This window comes from Shinella sp. G-2 (genome assembly GCF_050172695.1).
In the GTDB taxonomy this organism is placed as follows: Bacteria; Pseudomonadota; Alphaproteobacteria; order Rhizobiales; family Rhizobiaceae; genus Shinella.
In genome coordinates this window covers 68,473-92,795 of sequence record NZ_JBBEYH010000009.1, presented here as the reverse complement: position 1 = coordinate 92,795, position 24,323 = coordinate 68,473, and the positions used below count along the sequence as shown (strand labels likewise).

The window sequence follows — 24,323 nt, the reverse complement described above, 5'->3', positions numbered from 1 at the left end:
GGCTACACCCGCGGCATCTTGGAGAAGATGCGGAAGGCGTTTTCGGTGGTGATGCGGGCGATCTCGTCCGCGCTGACGCCGACGGTTTCGGCAAGCACCGCCGCCGTATGCGCCGTATAGGCCGGCTCGTTGCGCTTGCCGCGGAACGGCTTGGGCGCAAGGTAGGGCGCGTCGGTTTCCACCAGCATGCGCTCCAGCGGCACGGTCCTGGCGATGGCGCGCAGCTCTTCCGATTTTGGGAAGGTCAGGATGCCCGAGAAGGAGACATAGCCGCCGAGGTCGACGCCGACGCGCGCCAGGTCCGCGCCGGAGGAGAAGCAGTGCAGCAGGAAGGGGAATGCCCCCTTCCCCGTTTCCTCGGTCAGGATAGCCGCCATGTCCTCATCGGCCGAACGGCTGTGGATGACCAGCGGCAGGCCGGTTTCGCGGGCGGCGGCGATGTGATTGCGCAGGCCGATGGCCTGCGCCTCGCGCGGCGCGTTGTCGTAGAAATAGTCGAGACCCGCCTCGCCGATCGCCACCACGCGCGGATGCCTGGAGAGTTCGACCAGTTCGGAGACCGTGATGTCCAGTTCCTCATCCGCATTGTGCGGATGCGTGCCGACCGAGCAGAACACCGAGGGATAGCGTTCCGCGATCGCCAGGATCGCCGGGAACTTGCGCACCCGCGTCGAGATGGTGATCATCTGCTTCACGCCGGCCGCATGCGCCCGCGCGACGATATCGTCGCGCTCCGCCTCGAAATCCGGAAAATCCAGATGGCAATGGGTGTCGATCAGCACGGCGTCAGGCCTCGGGCGCGACGTAGCGCGGGAAGACCGGCGTCGGCGCTTCCAGCGGCGTGCCGCTGACGAGACGACCCGCCTCGCCCAGCGCCGCGAAGTCGCGCTTTTCGACCGGCGCGGCAACGAGGTCGAGCAGCTTGCGGCTGGACTTCGGCATGAAGGGCTGCAGGAGGATCGCGATCTGGCGCACGACTTCCGCCGTCACGTAGAGCACGGTGCCCATGCGGACCGGATCGGTCTTCTTCAGCGCCCACGGGGCTTCGCCGGCGAAGTAGCGGTCGGCCTCGGAGACGACGGCGATGATCGCGGCCAGCGCCTTGTGGATCTGCTGCTTGCCCATTTCCTCGCGGGTGATGGCATGCAGCGCATCGACGGAGGCGAGCATCGCCTTGTCGGCATCGCTGAGATCGCCGCACTCCGGCACCTTGCCGTCGCAGTTCTTGACGATCATCGACAGCGAGCGGCTGGCGAGGTTGCCGATGCCGTTGGCAAGGTCGGAGTTGATGCGGGTCGCGATGCCCTCCTCGCTATAGCTGCCGTCCTGGCCGAAGGAGACTTCGCGCAGGAAGAAGTAGCGGATCGGGTCGAGGCCGAAATGGTTCACCAGATTGACCGGGTCGACCACGTTGCCGAGCGACTTCGACATCTTCTCGCCCTTGTTGAGCAGGAAGCCGTGGGCGAAGACGCGCTCGGGCAGCGGCAGGCCGGCCGACATCAGGAACGCCGGCCAGTAGACGGCGTGGAAGCGGATGATGTCCTTGCCGATGATGTGGATGCTCGCCGGCCAGTACTTGGCGCGCGGGCCATCCGGATCGGTCAGGGCGCCGGTCGCGGTGACGTAGTTGGTCAGCGCGTCGACCCAGACATACATGACATGGGCCGGATCGCCCGGAACCGGAATGCCCCAGTCGAAGGTCGTGCGCGAGACCGAGAGATCCTTGAGGCCGGATTTCACGAAGGAGATCACCTCGTTGCGGCGCTCGGCCGGACCGATGAAATCGGGGTTCTCCTCATAGTGCTTCAGGAGTCTGTCCTGATAGGCGGAGAGGCGGAAGAAGTAGCTCTCCTCCTCCACCCATTCGACGGGCGTGCCCTGGGGGCCGTAGCGCACGCCATCGTCGCGCAGCTCCGTCTCGCCTTCCTGGTAGTAGGCTTCGTCGCGCACGGAATACCAGCCGGCATAACCGCCCTTGTAGATGTCGCCATTGGCGGCCATGCGGCGCCAGATTTCGGCGCAGGCCTCGTAGTGGCGCTCTTCGGTGGTGCGGATAAAATCATCGTTCGACGCATTAAGAAGAACGGCCATATCTTTGAATTCTTTCGAATTCTTATCGGCCAATTCACGCGGCGTGATGCCTTCCTTGCGTGCGGTCTGCTGCATCTTCTGGCCGTGCTCGTCCGTGCCGGTCAGGAAGAAGACGTCGCGTCCGTCGAGCCGCTGGTAGCGCGCCATGGCATCCGTCGCGATGAGCTCGTAGGCGTGGCCGATATGCGGCTTGCCGTTCGGATAGGAAATGGCGGTGGTGATGTAGAAGCGGGACGTGTCGGTCATGGGAGTGCGTTCTGTCTTCGGTTGTGCAATGCCGCAAGGTATTAGACCATGCGGACGCGGAGGGAAACAGCAAGTTTCCGTTCGGGTTACCGTCTGGGTTTTCGGTCGGTGGCTACAGCGCGGCGCGGATATCGTCCAGCACGCTGATGATCGTCTGCTTGCGGTCGAGATTGTAGCCCTGGGCGATGGCGATGCGCTCGGCAAGCTGGGAGGAAAGATGGGCCAGGCGGTCGGCGCGGCCGATGTCGCCGGCAAGGGCGGCCGCGCGGGCGGCGTCGGTCACGAAGTCGGCGGCGTGCTGGCAGAAGAAGGAGAAGACCGTGTCGCTGTCCTTCGCCGACAGCACGTCGGCCAGCTTGTGTACGTCGCGGCGCGGCGGTTCGGCCGGCGCCTCGACGATGGCGCGGAAGGCCTCGACGATATCGAAGCCGCCATAGTTCACCAGCTTCAGCGCCTGCGAGACGCTGCCATGGGCGGCGGCCAGCACCTCGCCTGCCCGCGCGCCCGAGGGTGCCGCGCCGAGACTGTCCAGCGCGGCGGCAAGATCGGTCTCCGACAGCGGCGACAGGGCGAGCGGCAGGCAGCGCGAACGGATCGTCGGCAGCAGCTTGCCGGGGGCATGGGTCAGCACCAGGAAGAGCGAGCGCTTCGGCGGCTCCTCGAGGATTTTCAGGATGGCGTTGGCGGCGTTGCGGTTGAGATCGTCCGCCGGATCGATGATGACGATGCGCCAGTTGCCGGTGCCGGAGGTCTGCGCCAGGAACTTGCCGGCCCTGCGGACCTCGTCCACCGTGATGGCCGATTTCACCTTGCCGGTCTTCTCGTCCACCGGGCGGGTGAGATGCAGCAGATTGTGCGATGCGCCCGCCGCAAGCTGGCGCGTGATGGCGGAGGCCGGGTTCGGATCGGCGATCGCCTCCGGCGCGTCTGCCGGCTCCGGGTGATGCAGCACATGGTTGGCGAAGCGGAAGGCCAGCGTCGCCTTGCCGATGCCTTCCGGCCCTTCGACGAGGATGGCGTGGTGGCCCTTGCCGGAGCGATAGGAGCGCGCGAGGAATTCCTCGGCGGCCGCATGACCGAAGAGCTTCGTCTGCTCGGCCGGGTGCACGGCGCCGTCGAGAATGCCGGGCCTGTCCTCGCTCACGAGACGCGCTCCGGGTGGCCATGCGCGCCGACGGGCAGCAGGGGCTCGACGATGGCGAGGACCTCGGCGGCGACGGCTTCCTGCGGCCTGGCCGCGTCGATCACGCGGCAGCGCAGGGGTTCGCGCTCGGCGATGTCGAGAAAGGCCTCGCGGCGCTTCTCGTGGGTTTCCAGCTCTTCCTTCTCGAACCGGTCGGGCGCCTCGTTGGCGTCCAGTCCCGCGGCGCGCCGGCGGGCACGCTCCAGACCGACGGCAGCCGGAAGATCGAAGATGACGGTACAGTCCGGCACGACGCCGTTGATCGCCACGCGCTCCAGCGCCTCGACGAAGGCGGGCTCCAGATTGCCGGTGATGCCCTGGTAGACGCGCGAGGAATCCATGAAGCGGTCGCACAGGACGATGGTGCCGGCCGACAGCGCCGGACGGATGACCTGTTCGACATGGTCGCTGCGCGCGGCGGCGAAAAGCGCGGCCTCCATGCGGATGCCATAGGGCTCGGCCGCGCCGGAAAGGAGCACATGGCGCACGGCCTCCGCTCCCTTCGAGCCGCCGGGCTCGCGCGTCGTCAGAACGGTAAAGCCGCGCGCCCGCAGGGCCTCGGCCAGAAGCCGGATCTGCGTCGACTTTCCGGCGCCTTCGCCGCCTTCAAATGTGACAAACAAACCGGGTGCGGCCGACAAATCCCAACTTCCGTTATGCTGGCCGCCGCAGCGGCTCTTTCCAGGAAACCCGGCCGGGGCCGGCGAGTCAAATCACTACTAGCCGATGTTTTCGGCCGGCGAAATGCTTTTCGCCCCACCCTGCCCGGTCATATCCAGAAGAAGAACAGCTCGATCAGCGCATCGAGCGCGCGGGCGCGCAAGGTGCCCTCGCCCACCGTGCCGGCCGTCTTGACCGGCACTTCGCGCAGCAGCTGCTTGTCGTTCCAGATCTTCAGCGTGCCCACCGCCTGCCCCGGCTGCACCGGCGCGCGCACCGGCCAGGTGTAGACGACGCGCGCCACGAGGCGCTGCGAATTGTCCTTCGGCAGGAAGACATCCACATGCTCCCCCGCGACCAGCGGCACGGTGGAGGTATCGCCGCCATAGACGCTGGCGTCGGCGATGGTCTCGCCTTCCTTGAACAGCGTACGCCGCTCGAAGGAGGACAGCGCCCATTCGATGATGCGGCGGGATTCCTCGACGCGCACCTTGTCGTTTTCGAGGCCTCCCATGGCCAGCAGCAGGTGCTTGCCGTCCCGGTTCACGCTGGCGACGATGGAATAGCCGCCCTCCTCCGAAAAACCCGTCACGAAGCCCGTGACGCCGATGTTCAGCGCCAGCAGCGGATTGCGGTTGCGCTGCCTGATCTTGTTCCACTCGAATTCCGGTTCGAGATAGTAGCGCATCGCGTCGGGATAGGTCGTCTGCAGGTGGCGGGCGAGCGTCACCATCTCGCGCATCGTGACCTTGTTGGTGGGGTTCGGCAGGCCGGTGGCATTGGCGAAGGTGGATTTGACAAGGCCAAGGGCGCGCGCCTCCTTGGTCATCCGTTCGGCGAAGGCGGCCTCGGAGCCGGCCATGCCCTCGGCCAGGATGATGCAGGCATCGTTGGCGAACTGCACCGTCACGCCGCGCACGAGATCTTCCACCCGCACCGAGGATTTCAGCGCCGCGAACATGGTGGAGGTGCGGGACGGCGCGCCGCCGGTCCGCCAGGCATATTCCGTGACGGGGTATTGCGTGTCGGGCGTGATTTCGCCGGCGGCGAGCGCCTTGAACACCGTGGCGGCCGTCATGAGCTTGGCGAGCGAGGCGGCGGGCACCGCATCGTCCTCGCCCCGTGCGAACAGCACCGTGCCGGTCTCCGCCTCGATCAGGTAGACCTGCTTCGCCTTGACGTCGAAACCTGCCTGCGGCGCGGCCGACTGGGCATGCGCGACGGCGAAAAGGGAAAGAAGGAAGAGAAGGCTGGCGGCTAGGCGGACAGGCATGGCGACTCCGGTTGCCGCACACTCCCACAGCGGGGACCATTGCGCAAACAGCTTTGCGCGGGGACCAATACCCATAGGCAAACAGCCTTGCGCGGGCCGAACGGCCCGCCCGTCAGCCGGCGTTGCCGGCAAGGTCCGAAAGCGGCGTCAGCTTGCCGTCGAGGGTCAGGATGGCATCGAAGGCGCCGGCCGCATCGCGCACCCGCTCGTCGGCATAGGCGGCGGCGTAGCTCGGGTCGGCGGAAAGCTGCGGAACGAAATTCGGGCGCTCCATCGGCAGCGGGCCGATCTCCGGCAGCTGAACGAACTGTGTGTCCATCGCCTGGAAGGCATCCGTCGTCGGCTGGGTCTTGGCCAGCGCCGTCATGGTGCTCTCGGCGGGAACCTTGAGCACGTTGTCTTCCGCGCCGACGCCCGGCAGCGCGTTGCTGTCGGCCGAGGCCACCATCACGCCGGTCGCGATCTGGCCGCCCGGATCGACGGCCGGCACGCGCGAGCCCTTGGTGACGTAGGACGCCATCAGATAGGGCATGTCGTTGCCCTCGAGCGGCGCCTTGCCGACATATTGCACGCGCACCTTGGCCGTGCCGGTGCGCTTCATGTCGAGAAGATCAGCGGTCTTGGAGGACACGTCGATCACGCGTCCCTCATGGAACGGGCCACGGTCGTTGACGCGCACGACGACCGACGTGCCGTTTTCCATATTGGTGACGCGCGCATAGCTCGGCAGCGGGAAGGTCGGATGCGCGGCGGACAGATGATACTTGTCGTAGACTTCGCCATTGGCCGTGCGGCGGCCATGGAAGGCGGAGCCGTACCAGGAGGCAAGGCCGGTCTTGTTGTAGCCGGGCTCTTCCTTCGGCAGGTACCACTTGCCGCGAACCTGATAGGCCTTGCCGAGCTGGTAGCGTCCGCCACCCTTCGGCACGATCTGGCCCTCCTCCACGACGCGCGGGCTTGCCTTCACGCCATATTCGGTTTCGGAGAAGAACTCCTTGCTGCGGACTTTCTTCTTGGGGGCGGATGTCGTCGTCGCACAGGCCGCGAGGCCCGCGCAAACCAGCGGAATAGCCAGCAACCTCAGGCCCATGCCGAACCGGGTCGCATTCTTCATAGAGATTTTGTGTCCCACGCCGCTATTGTCCCCGACGGTCCCAGCCAACTGCCTTGCCCCTGCAAGTCGGCCGTCAATGCCACTCAGTAAATAACAGTGCGTTAATCATGCCAACAAGATGGCGAAATTGCGAGTAGACGGCCTGCCCGGGGTCAGGTTCGATGATTTATGGTTTCCGGTTGGTTAAGACGCCCGCCGCAAACCCTGCGGGCGCGACCGGCGCGAAAGCGGCTTTCGCGTCAGGAGGCCTCGGCCTGCAGCACGTCGAAAATCCGGTCCGGATCATGTACGCCATGGCGATAGAGCGTGATGATCGAGCGGGCCAGCGAGCGGGCCTTCGCATCGTCGAGGCGGGGACTCTCGGATACCGTCAGCCGCGTGAACACGCCTTTCAGGATCTCGAGATCCTGCGGTTCGAACATGCCGATATGCGTGGGGTCTCGAAGCACATCCATTGCTGCCTCCCCTTGTTCGCATCCAGCCGGCATCATTGCTTTCGGGTGCAGGCGGATTCTAGGGGCACAATGCGTCAGCAACAAGTCGGGAAAAGTTGTAGCCGGGTGTGCCCGGCTGGCACACCGGCACGGGCGCATTAACACTATAGTAACGATCCGTTTTACTTCCGCGCCGAGGTGTGAAAATCCTCTCCCGACCCCGGGGAACGAGCATGAGCGCCACCGAAACCGACGAAATCCATGGCATTCAGGTGCTGCGCGGCATCGCGGCGCTGGCCGTGGTCGTTCATCATGCCCTTGAAATGTCCAACGGAAGCCCGGGCCGGTTCAGCCCCGACTGGCTGACCACCAGCGGCGCCGTCGGCGTCGACATCTTCTTCGTGATCAGCGGCTTCATCATTCTGCACACCGCCTTCCGGCCGTCACGCCCGCCGCTGAACCCGGCAGCGTTCCTCAAGCGCCGGTTCCTGCGCATCTATCCGTTCTACTGGCTCTGCCTCATCGCCATGAGCGCCGCCTTCTTCCTGGGCTTCATGAAGAGCCATTCGATCAGCGCCGGCAAGATCGTGCAATCCGCCCTGCTGCTGCCGAACGATCCGCTCATCAACGTGTCCTGGACCCTCAGCTACGAGGTCTTCTTCTATCTCCTCTTCGCCGCCTCGCTGCTTTCCGCATCAAGGACGATGACCGCCCTCCTCTCGATCACGGCCATCGTCCTGACGCTCGGCGCGGGCATGCTGGCCGACGTCCCCTTTCTCGCCAACCCCGTGATGCTCGAATTTTCCTTCGGCATCGCCCTCGCCCTCCTCGCCTCGAGAATCCCGCAGGGGCGCGCCGTCCTCGTCTTCGGCGCCCTCGCTGCAGCCGCCGCGCTGTTCGCGCCTTTAGCGATCCCGTCCGTCTCGACGGCGGGCCTCGACGGCTGGGCGCGTGTTCTGGCCTGGGGCCTTCCCGCCACGGCCATCGTTGCCGCAAGCCTTTCCATGCGCCGCCCGACCGGCCTTGCCGGGCGCGGCATGCTCCTCCTCGGAGACGCCTCCTACGCCCTCTGTCTCACCCACATCTTCGGTATGATCGCCTATGGCTGGCTCCTCAAGACCACCGCCCTCGGCGGCCTGCACCAGTTCCTTCCGGTAATCGCCGTCTCCCTGCTCTGCACCGCCGCCGGCGTTCTCGCCCACCTTCTCGTCGAGGCGCCGCTGAACAGATACTTGAAGGGGCAATCAGCGTTACGCAAACCCGAGGGGGCCTTGCCAACGCGGGGATGATAAAACCGCATCGGACGCCGCTGTCAGATGTCTGCTTTGCGCCTCCATTTCTGTCGTTTAGAGCTCCGCGAACGTCTCCGGAAAGCGGTCGTTGCTTAAGCTGCACTTCGATAATCGTAAGTAGGCGGCGGCTGATGGCCCCAGCAGGCGGTTAACCGCATGCCCGACTTGCGCGATGCCAAATACCCACAACAGATTGTAGCCGAACAGGTTTCCCGCTCGCGCCAACAGGGCTATGATTTGGCATGCCTAATCTCAAATCCATGCAGATGCTACTTCTCGACGACGTCTTCCGCATGGGTGGTGGGTACGTCTTGAATTTTTCGGACAAGACTTTCGGAAACTTCTTCCGCGAAGAAGTCGGCATCGACATTGACATTCCCCGTTACTCGGTCGAAGGCGGATCGAAAGCCAAACGCTTCCGATATTTCGTCCAGAATGAAAGCCTGCCGGTCGTCGTGAAGGCCATCAAGGCCCTGTGGGACTACCGTCAAGCCCTTATGGAACGGGACGGCGAACAGGAAACACTGTCCAACATCGATAACCGCATGGAGGCCTTGATCTCGAGCATTGGTGGCCAATGGGACAAACCGGCGCCCCCAGCGCCGCGGGCGTCTGCCATCGTGCTAGATCCCACCAACGTTGCCGGTTTCACCAAGCGATTGCTTGATCTTAGTTCGCTCGCCCCCCACCCGCGCGGCTACGCGTTTGAGGAGTTTCTGCGCGACCTGTTCGACGCCTATCGCTTGGAAGCCCACAAGGCGTTTCGGAACCGAGGCGAGCAGATAGACGGAAGCTTCCAGCTCGACGGCCATACCTATCTATTAGAAGCGAAATGGCAGAATGCGCCATCGGATGCGGCCGATCTTCATGTGTTTCAGGGCAAGATCGGGGAGAAGTCCGATTGGTCGCGGGGTCTCTTTGTCAGCTACGCGGGCTTCTCGGCAGATGGCCTAGCCGCCTTTGGTCGTGCCAAGCGCATCATTTGCATGGACGGTTTAGACATGCACGAAGCCCTGTCGCGCGGCATATCCCTCGACAAACTGCTTCGGGATAAGGCCCGGAAAGCCGCCGAGACGGGCCTGCCATTTGTGCGGGTGAGCGATCTATGAAGAAACTGACTGAGCTGACCGCAGCCGAGGCTAAGGCGCATTTTCTCAAGGCCACAAGCTATTTCAATGGAGACTTTCCAGATTACCTGAATTTCGGCCCGATCATCACGGACGTCGCCGCGGCACTCAAGGATGGTTATTTCTGGGGTATAAAAAGCTCAAATCCTGACCATTTGTCGGACGTGAATTACATCTTTCTCTCCAACAAGGACGGACGGTTTGCGTGGCGTCCCTTGGAGTTGATTCACCCGGTCATCTACGTATCGCTAGTCAACTTGATATGCGATGAAGGCAACTGGAAGCAGATCCTCGCGCAATTGGCCAGTTTCGAAGGCGGAGCCGTCGATTGTTGCAGCTCACTGGTGATGTCGGTCGACGATCAGTCCGACCAGGCTGCGCAAATCCAGAGTTGGTGGCAGCAGGTCGAACAGAGTTCGCTGCTTCATTCGCTTGAATTTACGCATATCCTGCATACCGATGTCACTGACTGCTACAGTTCCCTTTATACGCACAGCATCGCTTGGGCGCTGCATGGCCTCGAGGCGGCAAAGAAAGGGAAGACCGACAAGAAGCTCTTGGGCAACGTGATCGACGGCCATATCCAGGCGAGCCGCTACGGCCAGACCAACGGCATTCCCCAAGGGTCCGTTCTCATGGATTTCATCGCTGAAATCGTCCTTGGGTATGTCGATCACCTGATAAATGAAGAGCTGGGTCCGCCGGTAGACTTCCGGATCCTGCGCTACCGCGACGACTATCGCATTTTCACAAACAGCGACGAGGATGCGGAGAGAATCCTCAAAGTCGTCAGCGACACCTTGCGAACCGTTGGCATGAAGCTGGGAGTGTCGAAGACCGTGTGGGCCACCAATGTCGTCGAAGGGTCGATCAAACCAGATAAACTTGCTGGGATCGACCTGCAGGATCTCGGCGAGGCGAACGCGAAGACCATACAGAAGCAGTTGATGCGTTTGCATGCCTTCGGTCGTCGTTTCCCAAACAGCGGCGCTTTGAAGCGTTTGGTTGGGGAAATGCATGCCAAAATCGCCAAGCAGAAGATGACGCCCGCCGATCTCGGCGTCCAGGTTGCGATTGCCGCGGATATCGCAATGGTATCGCCGGGGACATTTCCGGCCGTGGCTGGTATCTTAAGCCACCTAATCTCCGTCGCGCCACAGGCCGAGAAGGAAGCCTTGTGGGGCCAGGTGCACAAGAAGATGTCCCGGCTTCCCTACAATGGCTACCTTGAAATTTGGCTGCAGCGGGTGACCAAACCAAAGGCCGTGGGATTGGAGTTCGTCAGCAGGGAGCCAATCTGCCAAATCGTGAACGGCAAGCCAGAACCGTTGTGGAACAACGATTGGATTGGATCGAAGGATGTCCTGAAGGCGCTCGACGTTACCAAGATCGTTGTTGCCGATGCCACCGATACCAAGGAGACGATCGAGCCTGAAGAGATCGAGCTTTTTATCAAGAATGCGTGGTCGTACTGACCTGAGCTTAACTAGCAGCGCATTGTCACGAGGTAGCGCGGCACCACTTTCTCGTCTGATCCCGTCAGCTCGGCGCCCGGCTAATCTGCACCCACTGTGACCTGTCGGAAACCGGCGCCAACCGCATCCACCACCATCGCCGGGGTCTGAGAGGGCCGCCACAAGCGGCGAGTTGCTACGGCAGTCGTTCCCTGAGCCATGCGGTCCAATCTGCATCCACAGCGCCATCGATGTAGGCATCGCAGCCTGTGATGATGCTCGCCTTGATGTTCACGATGAGATGGACGCCGACTGCATAGCCATAATCACCGTCCTGGCGGGTGAGGCCGATGAGCTTGTCAATGTCGCCCTGACGCTTCTTGTTCACGTCACGCTTCATTTCCACGACCAGCAGGTTCTTTCGCTCGCCGACTCTATGGACGACCACATCGGGACGAATGACAGTCGCTAGTTCCCCGTCGTATTTCCCGGCCTTGTCCATCAGCTTGGGGTCTTGGGCAAACTTGTCCCATTCAGCATTTACGTTCCAGCCGGGATATTGGCCGCGCATTTGCCCGTACAGCTCAATCGAGAGCGCGGGCTCGTTGTTGTCGGCATACACCAACTCTTCCTGCTTCAGGAGCCGGTGGACGGCGTCCACGAGGATTGCCAGTACCTCTTCGACATGCATTCCCCAAGCCCCTATCAAAATGGAATATCGTCGTCCATATCGCGCGAGAACTTCGGTCCTTCGATCTGTTTGCGAGGGGCCTCGATTTTCTTCCTCTCCTCGGCGGGCGGAAGCTGCTGCTGCTCCGGCTCCTGAGCCTTGGCCTCGGCCAGTAGCTCGGTGATGCTGTTGACGAATTCCGTGGCAGGCTTAATCGCGTCTCCGAATTTCTTCGCGAGGTGGGCGATGTCGAGCCCCATGAGCATTGCGTTGTTGAAAGTGGTTCGGGCCTTGTCAACGTCGGCGGCGAACGCGGCGAGCTTCTTAAACAGGGAGTTCTTCTTCCTCTCCTCGAGGTCGGCATCTTCGACAACGGTGCGGATTTTCCCGATAAGGAAGTGGATGCGCTGCTTTGTGGCGCCGTCTAGTTCGACGGAATAGACCTTGCGGGTTCGCGCATGGCGGATTTGAAGGGCGACCTTCATTTGTTCGAATGCGAGTGAAAAGTCGTTGAAGAAATCGAGCGCACTGCCACGGTCTGGATTGTCCCAACCTGCGAAGGGGGCAATGTTTAGCGTTCGGGCCGCCGCGAGGACCTTGTGAAGGTAAACCAAGTACACGCGCGTTGCGTCTGCGCGATCGTCTAGCTCGTCAAATGCTCTTTCGAATTCCTCCTGGTACCGGATGGTCAGCTCGACGAAAGCGATTTCATCGTCGTCATGAAGATCGTCGATGCCTTCCAAGATATCAGGCATTTAGCCCTCCGAGTTCAACCACAATAACGTAGGTGAAACCCTATGGCTTTACAATGTCTGCGGGCGCCCGTCCCAAAGGAAATTCAGCAACCTGGGGCTTGCGCCTCCCCCGTCGAGGCGCGGGGCTAGGGCTTCGGGATGACGCAACGCTTCGACCATAGCGTCCACGCACAGCTCCGCGAAATCGATATCATAGGTGACATGCTTACGCCGAATGAAGGCTTGTGGTATGAAGAAACGCATTGCCGTCAGCAAGAACATTATGGCCGTACCAATCGCCGTTGCGATATCCTTCCAGGCTATGCCCGTTGGAAGATCCCCGTGAACCTCGTCGTGCAAGCCGCGAAAGAACTGTTCGACCTGTCATCGATGTCCGCTTCCGACCCTGACATACCAAAAGCGGCCCGCCCGCTTCCGGCCCCAATCAAGTCATGCCAGAGCAGAGGCTACGCGGACTCTTTAGTATTGACTGATGCTTGTAACGAAGAGCGCTTCTACGTCGGCAGTGTTTGGCGGAAGAGGTGGGATTCGAACCCACGGTAGACTCTCGCCTACGCCGGTTTTCAAGACCGGTGCCTTAAACCGCTCGGCCACTCTTCCGCTGGCGGTGCGGCTTTTTAGCAGCTTTGCCGGTTCCGTCAACGTGTGACCCGTTCAGGAAGAATGGGAGTGCCTGTGTTTGTCTGAGCAGAGCCTCGACGGCGCGGCGGGTGAGGATTTCAGTCGAAGCGAGATCATCGGCCGCCGCTTGTAATTTCCACTCCACAACGCTCTTATGCCGCGAGAACAATACGGGGTCACCGTCACGACAATGCGCGATTCCAAGACAGGCCGGGAGCCGCGGCCGAGCCCGTTTTCCTCGAGCCAACCGACCTTCGAGCACATCATCACGGGCATCGACGAGAGCTTTCTCTGGCGGCTCGACGATTATCCCTGGGAGCGCAATGTCTGGAACTTCCATCCGGAGTTCGAAATCCACCTCATCCGCAAGGGTGCTGGCGTCGCGTTCGTCGGCGATTATATCGGCGCCTTCTCGGCGACCTATCTCACCGTCATCGGCAGCGACCTGCCGCATGACTGGGTGACGATGACGGCGCCGGGCGAGGTCATCGAAGGGCGGGATATCGTGCTACAGTTCCACCCCGACCGGATCCGCGAGGCCATGCGGCTGCTGCCGGAATTCGCGGAACTGGAAGACTTCTTTGCCCGCGCGCAGCGCGGTCTCGTGTTCAGTGGCGAGACCCTGGAGAAAGGCGCGGCGCTGGTCGAAGGCATGGGGGCGCAAAAGGGTGTTGCCCGCCTCACCCTCTTCCTGCAGCTCCTCCATCTGCTTGCCAGCTCCACGGAATATGAGGTTCTGTCTTCGCCGGAATATTCGCCGAAGCTGGATGCCGAAACGCTCGATGCGCTCCAGCGCGCGCTCGTCTTCATCTATCGCAATTTCTCGACCGACATCCGTCTTGCCGATGTCGCGGACCTTGCCGGCATGAGCGAAAGCGCCTTCTCCCGGTTCTTCAAGAAGAACACCGGCAACACCTTCACCGACCATGTCAACAAGCTGCGCATCTGGCAGGCCTGCAAGCTTCTGGCCGAAAGCGACATGCCGATCACGGATATCTGCTTCGAGGTCGGCTATCTCAACATTTCCAACTTCAACCGCACCTTCCTGCGCCAGCACCGCATGACGCCGTCGGCCTACCGGCGGCTGGCGCCGCATCGCCGGTCCATGCGGGACGACCCCGCGCGCCGATGAATCCTTGCACTTCTGACGCTTCTTTTCTGCATTGCAGCATTCAATTGCGCATTAAAGTACAGGTTCGCTGCATCACGCGCGCTAGTTCCCCCGGTTTCCTCCGCTAGTATCAGCATTAGCGAAGATGTTCGCTGACAGATCGGCGCCAGCGCGAGGAGGTCGCGTCGCGCCGAGCAACGGATCCTTGAGGGAGGTTCATCCATGACATCCGTGAAGACGCTCGCTTCGAGCATTGCCTACGCATGCCTTCTTGCCAGCTCCGTCTCGTCGATTGCGCTGGCCGCCGAGTGCTCCGGCACGATCCGCGTCCTTGCCCAGCCGCGCGACGGCCTGACGCTTCTGGAAAGCCACAAGGACGAGTTTACGAAGCTGTCCGGCGGCGCATCCTTCGAGATCGACTATCTCAACGAGAATGACCGGCGCGCCAAGACCAAGGCGGACGCCTCCACCATCGGCAAGTACAATGTCTATTATGTCGACGAGGCGAATGTGGCGCTCTTCGCCTCCTCCGCCTGGATCGCTCCCCTGCTCGACTACTACCCGAGCGAATACGACTATGCGGACTTCGATCCCGGCCGCCAGAAGGTCGCGACCTATGACGGCAAGGTGTGGTTCGCGCCGGTCACCGGCGGCGGCGACCTCATGGTCTATCGCAAGGACCTTCTGGACGCCGCCGGCATCACGCCGCCGAAGACGCTCGACGAGCTGAAGGCCGCCGTCGAGAAACTGCATCAGCCGGACAAGGGCGTCTATGGCATCGCGCTGCGCGGCCAGCGCGGCTCGGGCGCAAACGTCTGGCGCTGGATGCCCTATTTCAAGGGCTTCGGCGGCGAATGGTTCGATGGCGACACGCCGACATTCAACAGCGAGGCGGCCGTCAAGGCGACGCAGACCTATCTCGATCTCTTCAAATATTCCGCACCCGGCACGCAGACCGGCAGCTGGGATGAATCGACCGGCGCGTTCCTCTCCGGCCAGGTCGCCATCCTGATCGAATCCACGCCGCTCGCCGGCCTTGCGATCGATCCGAAGACATCGCAGGTCGTCGGCAAGGTCGGCTACCTGCCGCCCCCGACGCCGCTGACCGGCGGCGGTTACGGCCATGGCCTCGCCATCGGCGCCAAGGCCAACCCGGACGATGTCTCCAAGGCCTGCGCGGGTCTCTTCATCGCCTGGGCGACCTCGAAGGAAAACGAAGAGCGGCGTCTGGAAGCCAACCAGTTCGGCGAACTCAACCGCACGAGCATCATGGCGAGCGACGCCTTCGCCAAGCTCTATGGCCCGGATCTCGGCCAGGCGCTGGCCGAAACCGGCAAGGTCACCGCGGTCAATTTCTGGCAGAGCGCGCTCTGGCCGGATCTCGGCGACCGCTGGGGCATCATCCTGGAAGAGCTGATCACCGGCTCGCGCTCCGACATCAAGGAGGGTCTCGCCGAACTCGAAGGCTTCGCCAAGGACCTCGTCGCCCGCAGCCAGTAAGCCTTTGAGCCGCGCGGCCGCTTTCGCCTCCCGAGACGGCGGCCGCGCGATGCCGAGGAAAGAGCCATGACATCAAGAACCCGCCTGCCCGCCGTCTTCCTGGCGCCGCCGCTTGCCATCCTCGCGGTGCTCGCCTTCGTGCCGACGGCCTATGCCATCTACATTTCCTTCCGCAACCGCGAGCTCAGCCGTCCCGATGGCGGCTTCGTCGGCCTTGCGAACTATATCGACCTCTTCTCCGACCGCCGCTTCATCAATGCGGTCGGCGTGTCGCTGACCTGGGAAGTCGTGACGGTGACGCTGACGCTGCTCGTCGCGGTGGTGTTCGGCATCCTGCTTTTCGAATTCGCCTCGATGCGCCAGCGGGCGGTGTTGACGCTGATCTTCCTGACGCCGGTCATCCTGCCGCGCGTCTCGGCGGCCTTCGTCTGGAAGTTCGCCTTCCACCCGCTCTACGGCATCATCACCTATCCCTACAAGATGATCACCGGCCAGCCGCTCGACGTGCTGTCGAGCCCCACAACGGCGCTCATGACCGTCGCGCTGGTCGATGTCTGGCAGTGGGGCCTGTTCTTCGCGGTGATCGTGCTGAAGCTGCTCGAAACCCTGCCGCCGCAGCCCTTCGAGGCGGCGCGGCTGGATCATGCGCGCCCCTGGCAGGTCTACGCTTATGTCGCGCTTCCCATGCTCAAGGCGCCGCTCATCTCGCTCACCTTCATCAAGATGATCGAATCCCTGCGCGCCTTCGACCTCATCTATGTCATGACGCGCGGCGGCCCCGGCATCGCGACGGAAACGCTCGACATGTACGCCTTCTCGCAAGGTTTCATCGAGTCCGGCCGCATCTCTTACGCTTCAAGCATGGCGGTGCTCATGATGCTGGCCACCACCGTCATCTTCACCGTGATCTGGAAGAGGGTGAAGCCATGAGCCTCTCGCGCATTCTCGGCAAATCCGTCCTCTATCTTGCGGCCTTTTCGGCGGTCTTCCCCATGGTCTGGACGGCGATCAACGCCTTCAAGAACCGGGTGGATATCGTCACCCCTACCCCGCTCTTCCTCTTCACGCCGACGCTCGACAACTTCGCCTATGTGCTGGGGCGGGACAGCGTCGCGGCCGGCCTTATCAACTCGCTGATCGCGGCCGGCGGCTCGGTGCTCGTCGGCGCGCTGCTCGGCCTGCCGGCCGCCTATGCCATCGCGCGCTATCCGAACCGGTGGTCCGCCGATATCCAGTTCTTCGTGCTGTCGCTGCGTTTCCTGCCGCCGGTGGCGGTGGCGATACCGCTGATGGTGATCTGGCTCGATCTCGGCTTCTACGACACGCGGATATCGCTGGTCGTGACCTATACCCTTTTGACGCTTGCCACCGTCATCTGGCTCGGCGTGCCGGCCTTCGCCCGGGTGCCGAAGGAGGTGGAGGAAGCGGCGCGCGTCGATGGTTACGGCCCCTATGCGGTGTTCCTGCGCATCGCCCTGCCCGTCGCCTCGCGCTCGCTCATCGGCGCCGTCGCCTTCGCCTTCGTGCTGGTCTGGAACGAGTTCCTGATCGCGCTGATGCTGACGACCTCGGATGCCAAGACGCTGCCGATCGTCGCTTCGGAACTCACCCAGCTCGGCCGCGATGTGCCCTGGGGCATCCTGAACGCCTCCGTGGTGCTGCTTTCCATTCCGCCGCTCCTGCTTATCGGCATCCTGAGCGGCCTTCTCAACAACGCGTTCCGGCGCAAGAGCAATTGATGACAGGACATTCTCCCATGCAAGCCTTGGTACTCGAGAAAAAGGGCGTTCTGGCCCTGCGTGACATCGACCTCCCGCTTTCCGTCGGGCCTGACGATGTGAAGATCGCCGTTCACACGGTGGGCGTCTGCGGCAGCGACGTGCACTACTATACGCACGGCGCCATCGGCGCCTATGTGGTGCACGAACCCATGGTGCTCGGCCACGAGGCGGCCGGCACCGTCGTCGAAATCGGCGACAATGTCCGCTCGCTGAAGGTCGGCGACCGGGTGTGCATGGAGCCGGGCATTCCCGATCTCTCCTCGCGCGCCTCGAAGCTCGGCCTCTACAATGTCGATCCGGCCGTGCGCTTCTGGGCGACGCCGCCGGTGCACGGGGTTCTCGCCCCCTATGCCGTGCACCCCGCGGCCTTCACCTATCGCCTGCCGGACACCGTATCCTTCGCGGAAGGCGCGATGGTCGAGCCCTTCGCCATCGGCATGCAGGCGGCCACGCGGGCGCGCATCGTGCCGGGCGATGTCGCCGCCGTCATCGGCGCCGGCCCGATCGGCATCATGGTGGCGCTCGCCGCGCTGGCCGCCGGCTGCAGCCGGGTGCTCATTTCCGATTTTTCCGCCGAAAAACTGCAGATTGCCGCAGCCTATCCCGGCATCGAGCCGGTGAACCTCACCGAGACGACCTTTGCCGCCGCCGTCCTCAAGGCAACGGCGGACTGGGGCGCCGACGTGGTCTTCGAAGCAAGCGGCAGCGCCAAGGCCTTCGATCACCTTTTCGATCTGGTGCGGCCGGGCGGCGCCGTCGTGCTGGTCGGCCTGCCGGTCGATGCGGTGCGCTTCGACGTGCCCGGCGCGATCTCCAAGGAGGTCCGTGTCGAAACCGTCTTCCGCTACGCCAATGTCTTCGATCGCGCGCTCGAACTCATCGCCTCCGGCAAGGTCGACCTGAAACCCTTGATCACCGGCACCTATGCCTTTGGCGAGAGCGTCGCCGCCTTCGAACGGGCCGCCGAAGCAAGGCCCACCGACGTGAAGCTGCAAATCCGCGTGCAGGGGGAGAATTGAGCATGGCGAACATCATCTGCGCCCATGTCGACAAGGCCTATGGCGCCGTCAATGTCATCCGGGATTTCAACCTCGAGATCGAGGACCACGAATTCGTCGTCTTCCTCGGGCCATCGGGCTGCGGGAAGTCGACGCTGCTGCGCATGATTGCCGGGCTGGAGGAGATATCGGGCGGCGAAGTCTCCATCGCCGGGCGCACCGTCAACGATCTGGAGCCGCGCGATCGCGGCGTCGCCATGGTGTTCCAGAACTATGCGCTCTATCCGCACATGACGATCTACGACAACATCGCCTTCGGCCTCCGGCGCATGAAGGTCGAGGCGTCCGAGATCGACCGGCGCATCAAAACCGTCGCCGCGACGCTTGGGCTGGAGCCCTATCTTGCGCGCAAGCCGACCGAGCTTTCGGGCGGCCAGCAGCAGCGCGTGGCCATTGCCCGCGCCATGATCAAGACGCCGCGCGTCTTCCTCTTCGATGAGCCGCTGTCCAATCTCGACGCCAAGCTGCGCAACCACATGCGCGTCGAGATCGCCCGCCTGCACCAGAGCCTGAAGACCACGACGATCTATGTCACGCATGATCAGCTCGAAGCCATGACGCTGGCCGATCGTATCGTCCTCATGAAGGGCGGTGCGATCGAGCAGGTCGGCACGCCCGCGGAAATCTACGAACGCCCGCGCACGCTCTTCGTCGCCGGCTTCATCGGCACGCCGAACATGAATTTTCTCGACGTCACGGCGCGCTCCGACGGCGAGACCTGGCTTCTCGAAGGGGACGGCCAACGCTTCCGGGTCGGCCGCGCGCGGTTCGCCATCGAAGACGGGCAGGCCCTGACCCTCGGCATCCGCCCGTCCTCCCTGTCCGTGGCGGCAAGCCCGGAGGATCGGGAAAACACGCTCTGCGGCCTCGCCGATCTCATCGAGTTCCACGGCGACAACGCCCTCGTGTCCTTCCGGGTGGGCGACAGGGAGATCGGCGCCCTCGTGCCGGCGACCGGCCAACCCGCGCGCGGTGCAGCGGTGGCCTTCTCCGCCAGCGAAGACAACCTGCATCTCTTCGACCGGACGACAGGTCTTTCGGTGTTGAGACATCGATCCTGACAGCGGTCCTGACCGGCCATTCCGCGCCGATTGCAAAGCCCCTCCCGATTCCTGTCGGGAGGATTTGCATCATCGAGACGCGTTTCCCGGACGAAGGGGAGACAGCGAGATCGACTGCGCGTCCAGACGCTCTGCCTGCTTCACCAGCAGTTCGGCCCAGGTCTGGCCGGTGGCGGTTCCCACGAAACATCCGTCGGCCGATCTGCGCAGAGAGACGCCCGCCTTGGCGAACACCGGTTCGAGCCAGTGGCCCGCCTCAGCCGATGGCGCTGAAATCTTGAACGCCAATGCACGATCGGGTCGATGCGCCGCGAGATAGGCCTGGATCGTGGTCGACCCTGCACCATGCGGCGCGTTGACCGTGGCGCAGACCATGTTCGCTTCGTCGGGCTCGTCGATTGCAGACATTCCATTCCTTCCCGGGATCTGTGCCTCTTCCAAACCGGCCTGCCTTTGGCGCGCCGAAGGTCGGCGCGAAGCCTCCCGACGGAACTGGCCTCTGTGGGTCGGTTCATATTCAGCTTCGCATGTATGGCGACCGTAGCGAAGCGAGGAAGCGTCAACAACCGGGATGACAGCGACTGGCGCCGCCGGCAACGTCTGCCTCTTCCAGGGCGTCAGTGCGCGTTCGCCAGCGTCTGGCCCCGTAGGGAAACGAAGACGACGACGGCCAGCAAGGCGATGATGAGCGCCACCGACATCAACACGGTTCCATGTGCGTCGACGAATGCCAGCCGGGCTGCCTCGGCAATTTCGGAGCCGAGGTCGCCACCGACGGCATTCGCGGCGGTCATCGCTTCACCGATGGAGTTCGCGGCATTTTCCGTCGCGCCCGCAGGCGCACCGAAAGAATGCCGGTAGATGGAGTTCACGAGAACACCGAAGATCGTGATGCCGAGCCCGCCGCCAAGCTCGTAGCCCACGCTTTCAAGCGCGCCGGCCGCTCCCGCCTTCTCCTCGGACACGCTTCCCATGATGGCGATGGAGGAAGCAAGCAGCCCGACGCCGAGCGCGAAACCGAGACCGGCCAATAAGGCGGGAACGACCACCCCGGGGTTCTTGAAGTCGGCGAAGGCTAGCGCCACCAGCGAAGCAGAGGAAACGGCCATCGACAGCGAGGCCACGGGACGCAGCCCGAACCACGTGGCGAGCTTGCCGCCGACCGGACCGCCGACGGCGGCGGCGGCGACCAGCGGCAGCATGAACAGGCCCGCCTCGAGCGGCGTCTTGCCGAGAACGAACTGCAGCTCCTGTGCCAGCACGAGTTCGAACCCTGCGAGCGATCCGTTGGCGACGAAGGCCATGAGGAAGCCCACGGCTATCGCCGGCTTCGTGCACAGGGAGAGGTCCAGCATCGGCGCCTTCGACGATACCTGCATCCTTGCGAACCACACGAGCAGGACGGCGCCGGCCGAGAGGGCCGCCAGGGACTGGGTGTTCAGCCCGCTCTTCACGCCGGTCTTGATACCATAGACCGTGAGCATGAGGCCGGCGATGACGATCAGCGCCTGTCCCGGTTTCCAGGTTGCCGCGGAATTTCCCGGACGCCTTGGGATCAGAACCCAGACCATCGGTACGACGATCATCATGATGGGGACGTTGACGAGGAACACCGATCCCCACCAGAAATGCTCCAGAAGAAGGCCGCCCGCCAGCGGCCCGATCGCCGCGCCCGCCATCCCCACGACGCTCCACGCGCCAAGCGCTGTCGCCCGTTCGGCGTCATCCTCGAATGCCTGGCGGATCACGGCGAGCACGCAGGGCATGATCATCGCCGAGCCGATGCCGAGCATCGCGCGAGCGGCGATCAGCATGACGGCGGACGTCGAAAATGCGGCGGCGACGGACGCCACCGTGAAGATGCCGAGGCCGACAAGAAGCAGGCGGCGGCATCCGAGCTTGTCCGCAAGCGTTCCCATCGGAACCAGCAGGCCTGCCATGACCAGCGGATAGACGTCGATGATCCACAGGACCTCGGTTCCCGATGCGCCAAGAGCAAGCGTCAGCGACGGGATGGCGATGTGGAGGATGGTCATGTCCACGACGACGGGAACGAATGCCATCATGACGGCGGCGAGAACAAGCCAGCGGCTGGGCGTATGCATCATGTCACTAATTAATGAACGATCGTTTATTTATTGCGTAAATATACGATCGTTCGTATAGTTTGCAAGCCGGACAGGGGCAGAACATGGGGCCCTGACAAGGAAATGAAATGGCCAGACCGCGCAAGACAACGAATGACGATATCCTCGATGCGGCCGAAAGGGTGGTCGCGCGCCTCGGGGCGGCGGGCCTTTCGATCGACGCCGTCGCGAAGGAGGCCGGCGTCAGCAAGGCGATGGTCGTCTACGACCACAAATCCAAGAGCGCGCTTCTCGAGGCCCTGGTCGATCGCCGCGTGAAGGCGGATATGGCCTATGTCGATCAATGCGTGGCCAATGCCGCCGATACGCCGCATCCCGAACTTTTTGGCCGCATCGCCTCGGCCGAGAAGAAGCTCGACGAAATCGACAAGGCCGTCGCGGTCACCGTCAGCGCCTCCATGTCGAACGACGACGGACTGCAACGCATCATGCGCGCGTGGACCGATCTGGACTTGAAAGCGATGGCCTCCGGCCAGCGGCCAAGAGCGGCCTTGATGGCGTATCTGGCGCTGATGGGGTTCTACAGCACGGAACTGTTCGGGTTCCATTCGTGGTCCGACAGGGAACGCCGGGAGATCCTCGATGGATTGCGTTCCGTGTACCTGTCCTTTGCAGACATGTGACCGTCTACGGACGCTCCGCCAGCGTCCCGGAGCATTTTGTTTTACCGCATTATCCGATGCCGAAGCGATCCCGCTTCGGCTGGAAACGCTCTAAATTCTTTTGTTTTCGTTTGTCTGTTCGGGAAAACCGGTTCCCACTTTTCCCTGACAAACTCTAGATCTTGGGAAAGACCGTCGACTTTTTCACGGTTCCGTAGGCGAAACTGGTGTCGATCCCCGCGACGCCTTCGATGGCGTGAAGCTGCTGGCGGACGAAAGCTTCGTATTCCTTGAGGCTCCCGACGATGACGCGCAAGAGATAGTCGACCTCTCCCGTCATCACATAACAATCCTGGATCTCGTCGATGGCGCGCACCCGTCGCTCGAAGGTGGCGATGGCCTGTTCAGAGTGCCGCTCAAGCCGGATGCGGACGAAGGCGGTGATCGGAAGCCCGTACATCTCCTCGTCGACGATTGCGGTATAGCCCTTGATCACGCCGCTTTCCTCAAGCTGCCGCAGGCGCCGCAGACAGGGCGAAGGCGACAGGGCGACCTGTTCGGAGAGTTCCTGATTTGAAAGGCGGCCGTCCTTCTGCAGCGACCAGATAATCTGCCGATCCTTGTCGTCCATGATCTCCTCGTGGCAGATTCTGCCAAAGATGCCCTGTTTTGAGGTCAGGTTAGCACGATACTGCCCTTTGAACAGGTGTAATTTGACGTCAGATTCATTGGGGCGTCACATGACCGATACATCCGCTGGACTTTACCCGTCGGCCCGCTGGCAAGACTCTTCCGTTACAGGCTATGTCGTCCTGGCGGTGGTGGTGTTGATCTGGGCGGGTTTCGCCCTGACCATGCGCGCGATCGGCATGTCGCCGCTGGCGACCGCCGATGTCGCCCTCATTCGGTTCGCCGTTCCCGCCCTCGCCCTGCTGCCCTTGATACCGGGCCGCCTCGATGCCATCCGCAAGGCAGACCGGCGGGCGGTTTTGCTCGTGCTGGCAGGCGGCGTACCCTTCTATTTCATCGCCTCGGAAGGCGCCCGGCTGACATCCGCGGCCTATGTCGGCGCGCTCATCCCCGGCACCACGCCGCTGGCCGTGGCGGCCATCGGTTTCCTGTTCCTCGGACGGAAGGTGCCGCGCCGGGTGGTTTGGCCGCTTGGCCTGATCCTTCTCGGCGTCATCTGCCTTCTGGGCGGTCAATGGCGCGCGGTGACGTCCGATACCCTGGTCGGCGTTGCAACCCTTCTTCTCGCCAGTGTCGTCTGGGCCGCCTATACGCTCGGCCTGCGCAGGACCGGTCTCGACGCCATATCGAACGCAATCCTTCTGTCAGTGGGATCGCTGATCGTCATGGTCATCGCCATGGCCTGCGGGGCCTTCCAGACGAATCTGGGCAGCTTCAGCCTTCACGATGCCTTGCCCTTCGCCATCGTGCAGGGTGTTGGCACGGGGCTCGTCTCGACGATGGGATATGCCTTCGCGATATCCCGTCTGGGCGCGGCGAAGAGCGCCGCCATCGGTTCGCTGTCGCCGGGCCTGACCTCGCTCCTCGCCATTCCGCTTCTCGGAGAACCGCTTTCCCCCGTTACGGCGGCGGCGATTGTGCTGATGACGATGGGTGTCATCGCGGTCAACAGGAACGGCGGGACGGAAACCCCACGCCTTCAGACCGGGAAGCCGTAAGCGGACCAAAGGCGATAAAGTTGCAGCCCGGTGCGGTCTGCAACGCCGATTTGCACCAAAGTTTCCGGTGCCCTGTGGGCGAACGGTACGCTTCCGTACATGGACTTTGTCCCCGTCTGACGTGAAACTCGACCGGTGTGCATTGCAAGGGGACCGAGGTGCATCAGCGCGAAATCGAACGGTTGATCGAAATAGCAACGAAGCTTGCAGACCAGGACGGACGGCCATTCCTGGTCTATCTTCTGCAGATGGTGTTGCTGGAAAATCGGGAAAATCCCGGGGCGATGGACACACGAAAGCTCAATTGAGCGGTAGTCCTTGTTCGGTTGCCTGCGTCCGATACGGTCTCTACGCGCCACCAAGAAATGCGCCGGGCGGCCGATACGGCATGCTAGAGTACGACCACAGGCCCTGCCCTTTTGTCGCCGGGCCTCGGCAGTGCGCCGCGCCAACAG

Annotated in this window: 24 protein-coding genes and 1 tRNA gene; 12 read left to right on the top strand and 13 right to left on the bottom strand. The window is 62.9% G+C overall.

Annotated features, from left to right (window positions below):
- Positions 1 to 2: 2 nt before the first annotated feature.
- From V8U06_RS16185 to V8U06_RS16155, 7 genes are all read right to left on the bottom strand, one after another.
- Positions 3 to 782 carry a TatD family hydrolase gene (locus tag V8U06_RS16185; protein WP_427141526.1) on the bottom strand — a complete coding sequence of 260 codons (780 nt, stop codon included), beginning with the start codon at positions 780 to 782 and terminating at the stop codon, positions 3 to 5.
- A 4-nt stretch (positions 783 to 786) separates the two neighbouring features.
- Positions 787 to 2,337 carry a methionine--tRNA ligase gene (gene metG, locus V8U06_RS16180; RefSeq protein WP_226919157.1) on the bottom strand — a complete coding sequence of 517 codons (1,551 nt, stop codon included), beginning with the start codon at positions 2,335 to 2,337 and terminating at the stop codon, positions 787 to 789.
- A gap of 112 nt (positions 2,338 to 2,449) precedes the next feature.
- Complete coding sequence (locus tag V8U06_RS16175) at positions 2,450 to 3,481, bottom strand: DNA polymerase III subunit delta' (protein WP_427141525.1); 1,032 nt, start codon at positions 3,479 to 3,481, stop codon at positions 2,450 to 2,452.
- Complete coding sequence (gene tmk / locus V8U06_RS16170; protein ID WP_427141524.1) at positions 3,478 to 4,161, bottom strand: dTMP kinase; 684 nt, start codon at positions 4,159 to 4,161, stop codon at positions 3,478 to 3,480. The genes V8U06_RS16175 and tmk overlap by 4 nt, the downstream gene beginning before the upstream one ends.
- A gap of 128 nt (positions 4,162 to 4,289) precedes the next feature.
- Entirely contained in the window at positions 4,290 to 5,453 is a 1,164-nt protein-coding gene (locus tag V8U06_RS16165; RefSeq protein ID WP_427141523.1) for a D-alanyl-D-alanine carboxypeptidase family protein, read from the bottom strand.
- 112 nt (positions 5,454 to 5,565) lie between these two features.
- Positions 5,566 to 6,567 carry a septal ring lytic transglycosylase RlpA family protein gene (locus tag V8U06_RS16160; RefSeq protein ID WP_427141522.1) on the bottom strand — a complete coding sequence of 334 codons (1,002 nt, stop codon included), beginning with the start codon at positions 6,565 to 6,567 and terminating at the stop codon, positions 5,566 to 5,568.
- A gap of 239 nt (positions 6,568 to 6,806) precedes the next feature.
- The gene (locus V8U06_RS16155; RefSeq protein WP_427141521.1) at positions 6,807 to 7,022 is read right to left on the bottom strand and encodes a hypothetical protein; all 216 of its coding nucleotides are present in this window, start codon (positions 7,020 to 7,022) and stop codon (positions 6,807 to 6,809) included.
- Positions 7,023 to 7,234: 212 nt separating this feature from the next.
- Here V8U06_RS16155 and V8U06_RS16150 point away from each other — a divergent pair, with 212 nt between their 5' ends.
- The 3 genes from V8U06_RS16150 (at position 7,235) to V8U06_RS16140 (ending at position 10,895) form a co-directional block, all read left to right on the top strand.
- Positions 7,235 to 8,290, top strand: a complete 1,056-nt coding sequence (locus V8U06_RS16150; RefSeq protein WP_427141520.1) for an acyltransferase family protein — start codon at positions 7,235 to 7,237, stop codon at positions 8,288 to 8,290.
- Between the two features lie 245 nt (positions 8,291 to 8,535).
- The gene (locus V8U06_RS16145; protein WP_427141519.1) at positions 8,536 to 9,402 is read left to right on the top strand and encodes a restriction endonuclease; all 867 of its coding nucleotides are present in this window, start codon (positions 8,536 to 8,538) and stop codon (positions 9,400 to 9,402) included.
- Positions 9,399 to 10,895, top strand: a complete 1,497-nt coding sequence (locus V8U06_RS16140; protein ID WP_427141518.1) for an RNA-directed DNA polymerase — start codon at positions 9,399 to 9,401, stop codon at positions 10,893 to 10,895. Before V8U06_RS16145 ends, V8U06_RS16140 begins: the two co-directional genes overlap by 4 nt.
- Positions 10,896 to 11,070: 175 nt before the next feature.
- On the opposite strand, the gene V8U06_RS16135 is transcribed toward V8U06_RS16140, so the two are convergent.
- From V8U06_RS16135 to V8U06_RS16125, 3 genes are all read right to left on the bottom strand, one after another.
- Positions 11,071 to 11,565 carry a hypothetical protein gene (locus tag V8U06_RS16135; protein ID WP_427141517.1) on the bottom strand — a complete coding sequence of 165 codons (495 nt, stop codon included), beginning with the start codon at positions 11,563 to 11,565 and terminating at the stop codon, positions 11,071 to 11,073.
- A gap of 14 nt (positions 11,566 to 11,579) precedes the next feature.
- Positions 11,580 to 12,299: a hypothetical protein gene (locus tag V8U06_RS16130; RefSeq protein WP_427141516.1), complete on the bottom strand. Its 720-nt coding sequence runs from the start codon at positions 12,297 to 12,299 to the stop codon at positions 11,580 to 11,582.
- Positions 12,300 to 12,809: 510 nt separating this feature from the next.
- Positions 12,810 to 12,899: transfer RNA gene (locus tag V8U06_RS16125), tRNA-Ser, on the bottom strand.
- A gap of 211 nt (positions 12,900 to 13,110) precedes the next feature.
- Here V8U06_RS16125 and V8U06_RS16120 point away from each other — a divergent pair.
- The 6 genes from V8U06_RS16120 to V8U06_RS16095 all read left to right on the top strand — a co-directional run bounded on the left by V8U06_RS16120 (position 13,111) and on the right by V8U06_RS16095 (position 19,431).
- Positions 13,111 to 14,052, top strand: coding sequence for an AraC family transcriptional regulator (locus V8U06_RS16120; RefSeq protein ID WP_427141515.1), 942 nt, complete (start codon positions 13,111 to 13,113; stop codon positions 14,050 to 14,052).
- A 201-nt stretch (positions 14,053 to 14,253) separates the two neighbouring features.
- Positions 14,254 to 15,531 carry an ABC transporter substrate-binding protein gene (locus V8U06_RS16115; RefSeq protein ID WP_427141514.1) on the top strand — a complete coding sequence of 426 codons (1,278 nt, stop codon included), beginning with the start codon at positions 14,254 to 14,256 and terminating at the stop codon, positions 15,529 to 15,531.
- 66 nt (positions 15,532 to 15,597) lie between these two features.
- Positions 15,598 to 16,461, top strand: a complete 864-nt coding sequence (locus V8U06_RS16110) for a carbohydrate ABC transporter permease (RefSeq protein ID WP_427141513.1) — start codon at positions 15,598 to 15,600, stop codon at positions 16,459 to 16,461.
- Positions 16,458 to 17,270 carry a carbohydrate ABC transporter permease gene (locus V8U06_RS16105; RefSeq protein ID WP_427141512.1) on the top strand — a complete coding sequence of 271 codons (813 nt, stop codon included), beginning with the start codon at positions 16,458 to 16,460 and terminating at the stop codon, positions 17,268 to 17,270. Before V8U06_RS16110 ends, V8U06_RS16105 begins: the two co-directional genes overlap by 4 nt.
- 17 nt (positions 17,271 to 17,287) lie before the next feature.
- The gene (locus V8U06_RS16100) at positions 17,288 to 18,331 is read left to right on the top strand and encodes an NAD(P)-dependent alcohol dehydrogenase (RefSeq protein ID WP_427141511.1); all 1,044 of its coding nucleotides are present in this window, start codon (positions 17,288 to 17,290) and stop codon (positions 18,329 to 18,331) included.
- Positions 18,332 to 18,333: 2 nt separating this feature from the next.
- Positions 18,334 to 19,431 (top strand): ABC transporter ATP-binding protein, encoded by a 1,098-nt coding sequence (locus V8U06_RS16095; protein ID WP_226919172.1) that lies wholly within the window; start codon positions 18,334 to 18,336, stop codon positions 19,429 to 19,431.
- A 69-nt stretch (positions 19,432 to 19,500) separates the two neighbouring features.
- Here V8U06_RS16095 and V8U06_RS16090 read toward each other — a convergent pair whose 3' ends face one another.
- Positions 19,501 to 19,839 carry a hypothetical protein gene (locus tag V8U06_RS16090; RefSeq protein ID WP_427141510.1) on the bottom strand — a complete coding sequence of 113 codons (339 nt, stop codon included), beginning with the start codon at positions 19,837 to 19,839 and terminating at the stop codon, positions 19,501 to 19,503.
- Between the two features lie 209 nt (positions 19,840 to 20,048).
- Positions 20,049 to 21,539, bottom strand: coding sequence for an MFS transporter (locus V8U06_RS16085; protein WP_427141509.1), 1,491 nt, complete (start codon positions 21,537 to 21,539; stop codon positions 20,049 to 20,051).
- Between the two features lie 107 nt (positions 21,540 to 21,646).
- Between V8U06_RS16085 and V8U06_RS16080 the strand changes: the two genes are divergently transcribed.
- A complete protein-coding gene (locus V8U06_RS16080) occupies positions 21,647 to 22,201 on the top strand; it encodes a TetR/AcrR family transcriptional regulator (RefSeq protein WP_226919175.1) in 555 nt (184 codons plus the stop codon).
- A 154-nt stretch (positions 22,202 to 22,355) separates the two neighbouring features.
- Here the strand turns inward: V8U06_RS16080 and V8U06_RS16075 are convergent, their stop codons facing one another.
- Positions 22,356 to 22,811, bottom strand: coding sequence for an Lrp/AsnC family transcriptional regulator (locus V8U06_RS16075; RefSeq protein WP_427141508.1), 456 nt, complete (start codon positions 22,809 to 22,811; stop codon positions 22,356 to 22,358).
- Between the two features lie 109 nt (positions 22,812 to 22,920).
- Here V8U06_RS16075 and V8U06_RS16070 point away from each other — a divergent pair, with 109 nt between their 5' ends.
- On the top strand, positions 22,921 to 23,868 hold the full coding sequence (locus V8U06_RS16070; protein WP_427141507.1) for a DMT family transporter: 948 nt from the start codon (positions 22,921 to 22,923) through the stop codon (positions 23,866 to 23,868).
- 158 nt (positions 23,869 to 24,026) lie between these two features.
- A complete protein-coding gene (locus V8U06_RS16065; protein ID WP_427141506.1) occupies positions 24,027 to 24,176 on the top strand; it encodes a hypothetical protein in 150 nt (49 codons plus the stop codon).
- The last annotated feature ends 147 nt before the right edge of the window (positions 24,177 to 24,323 follow it).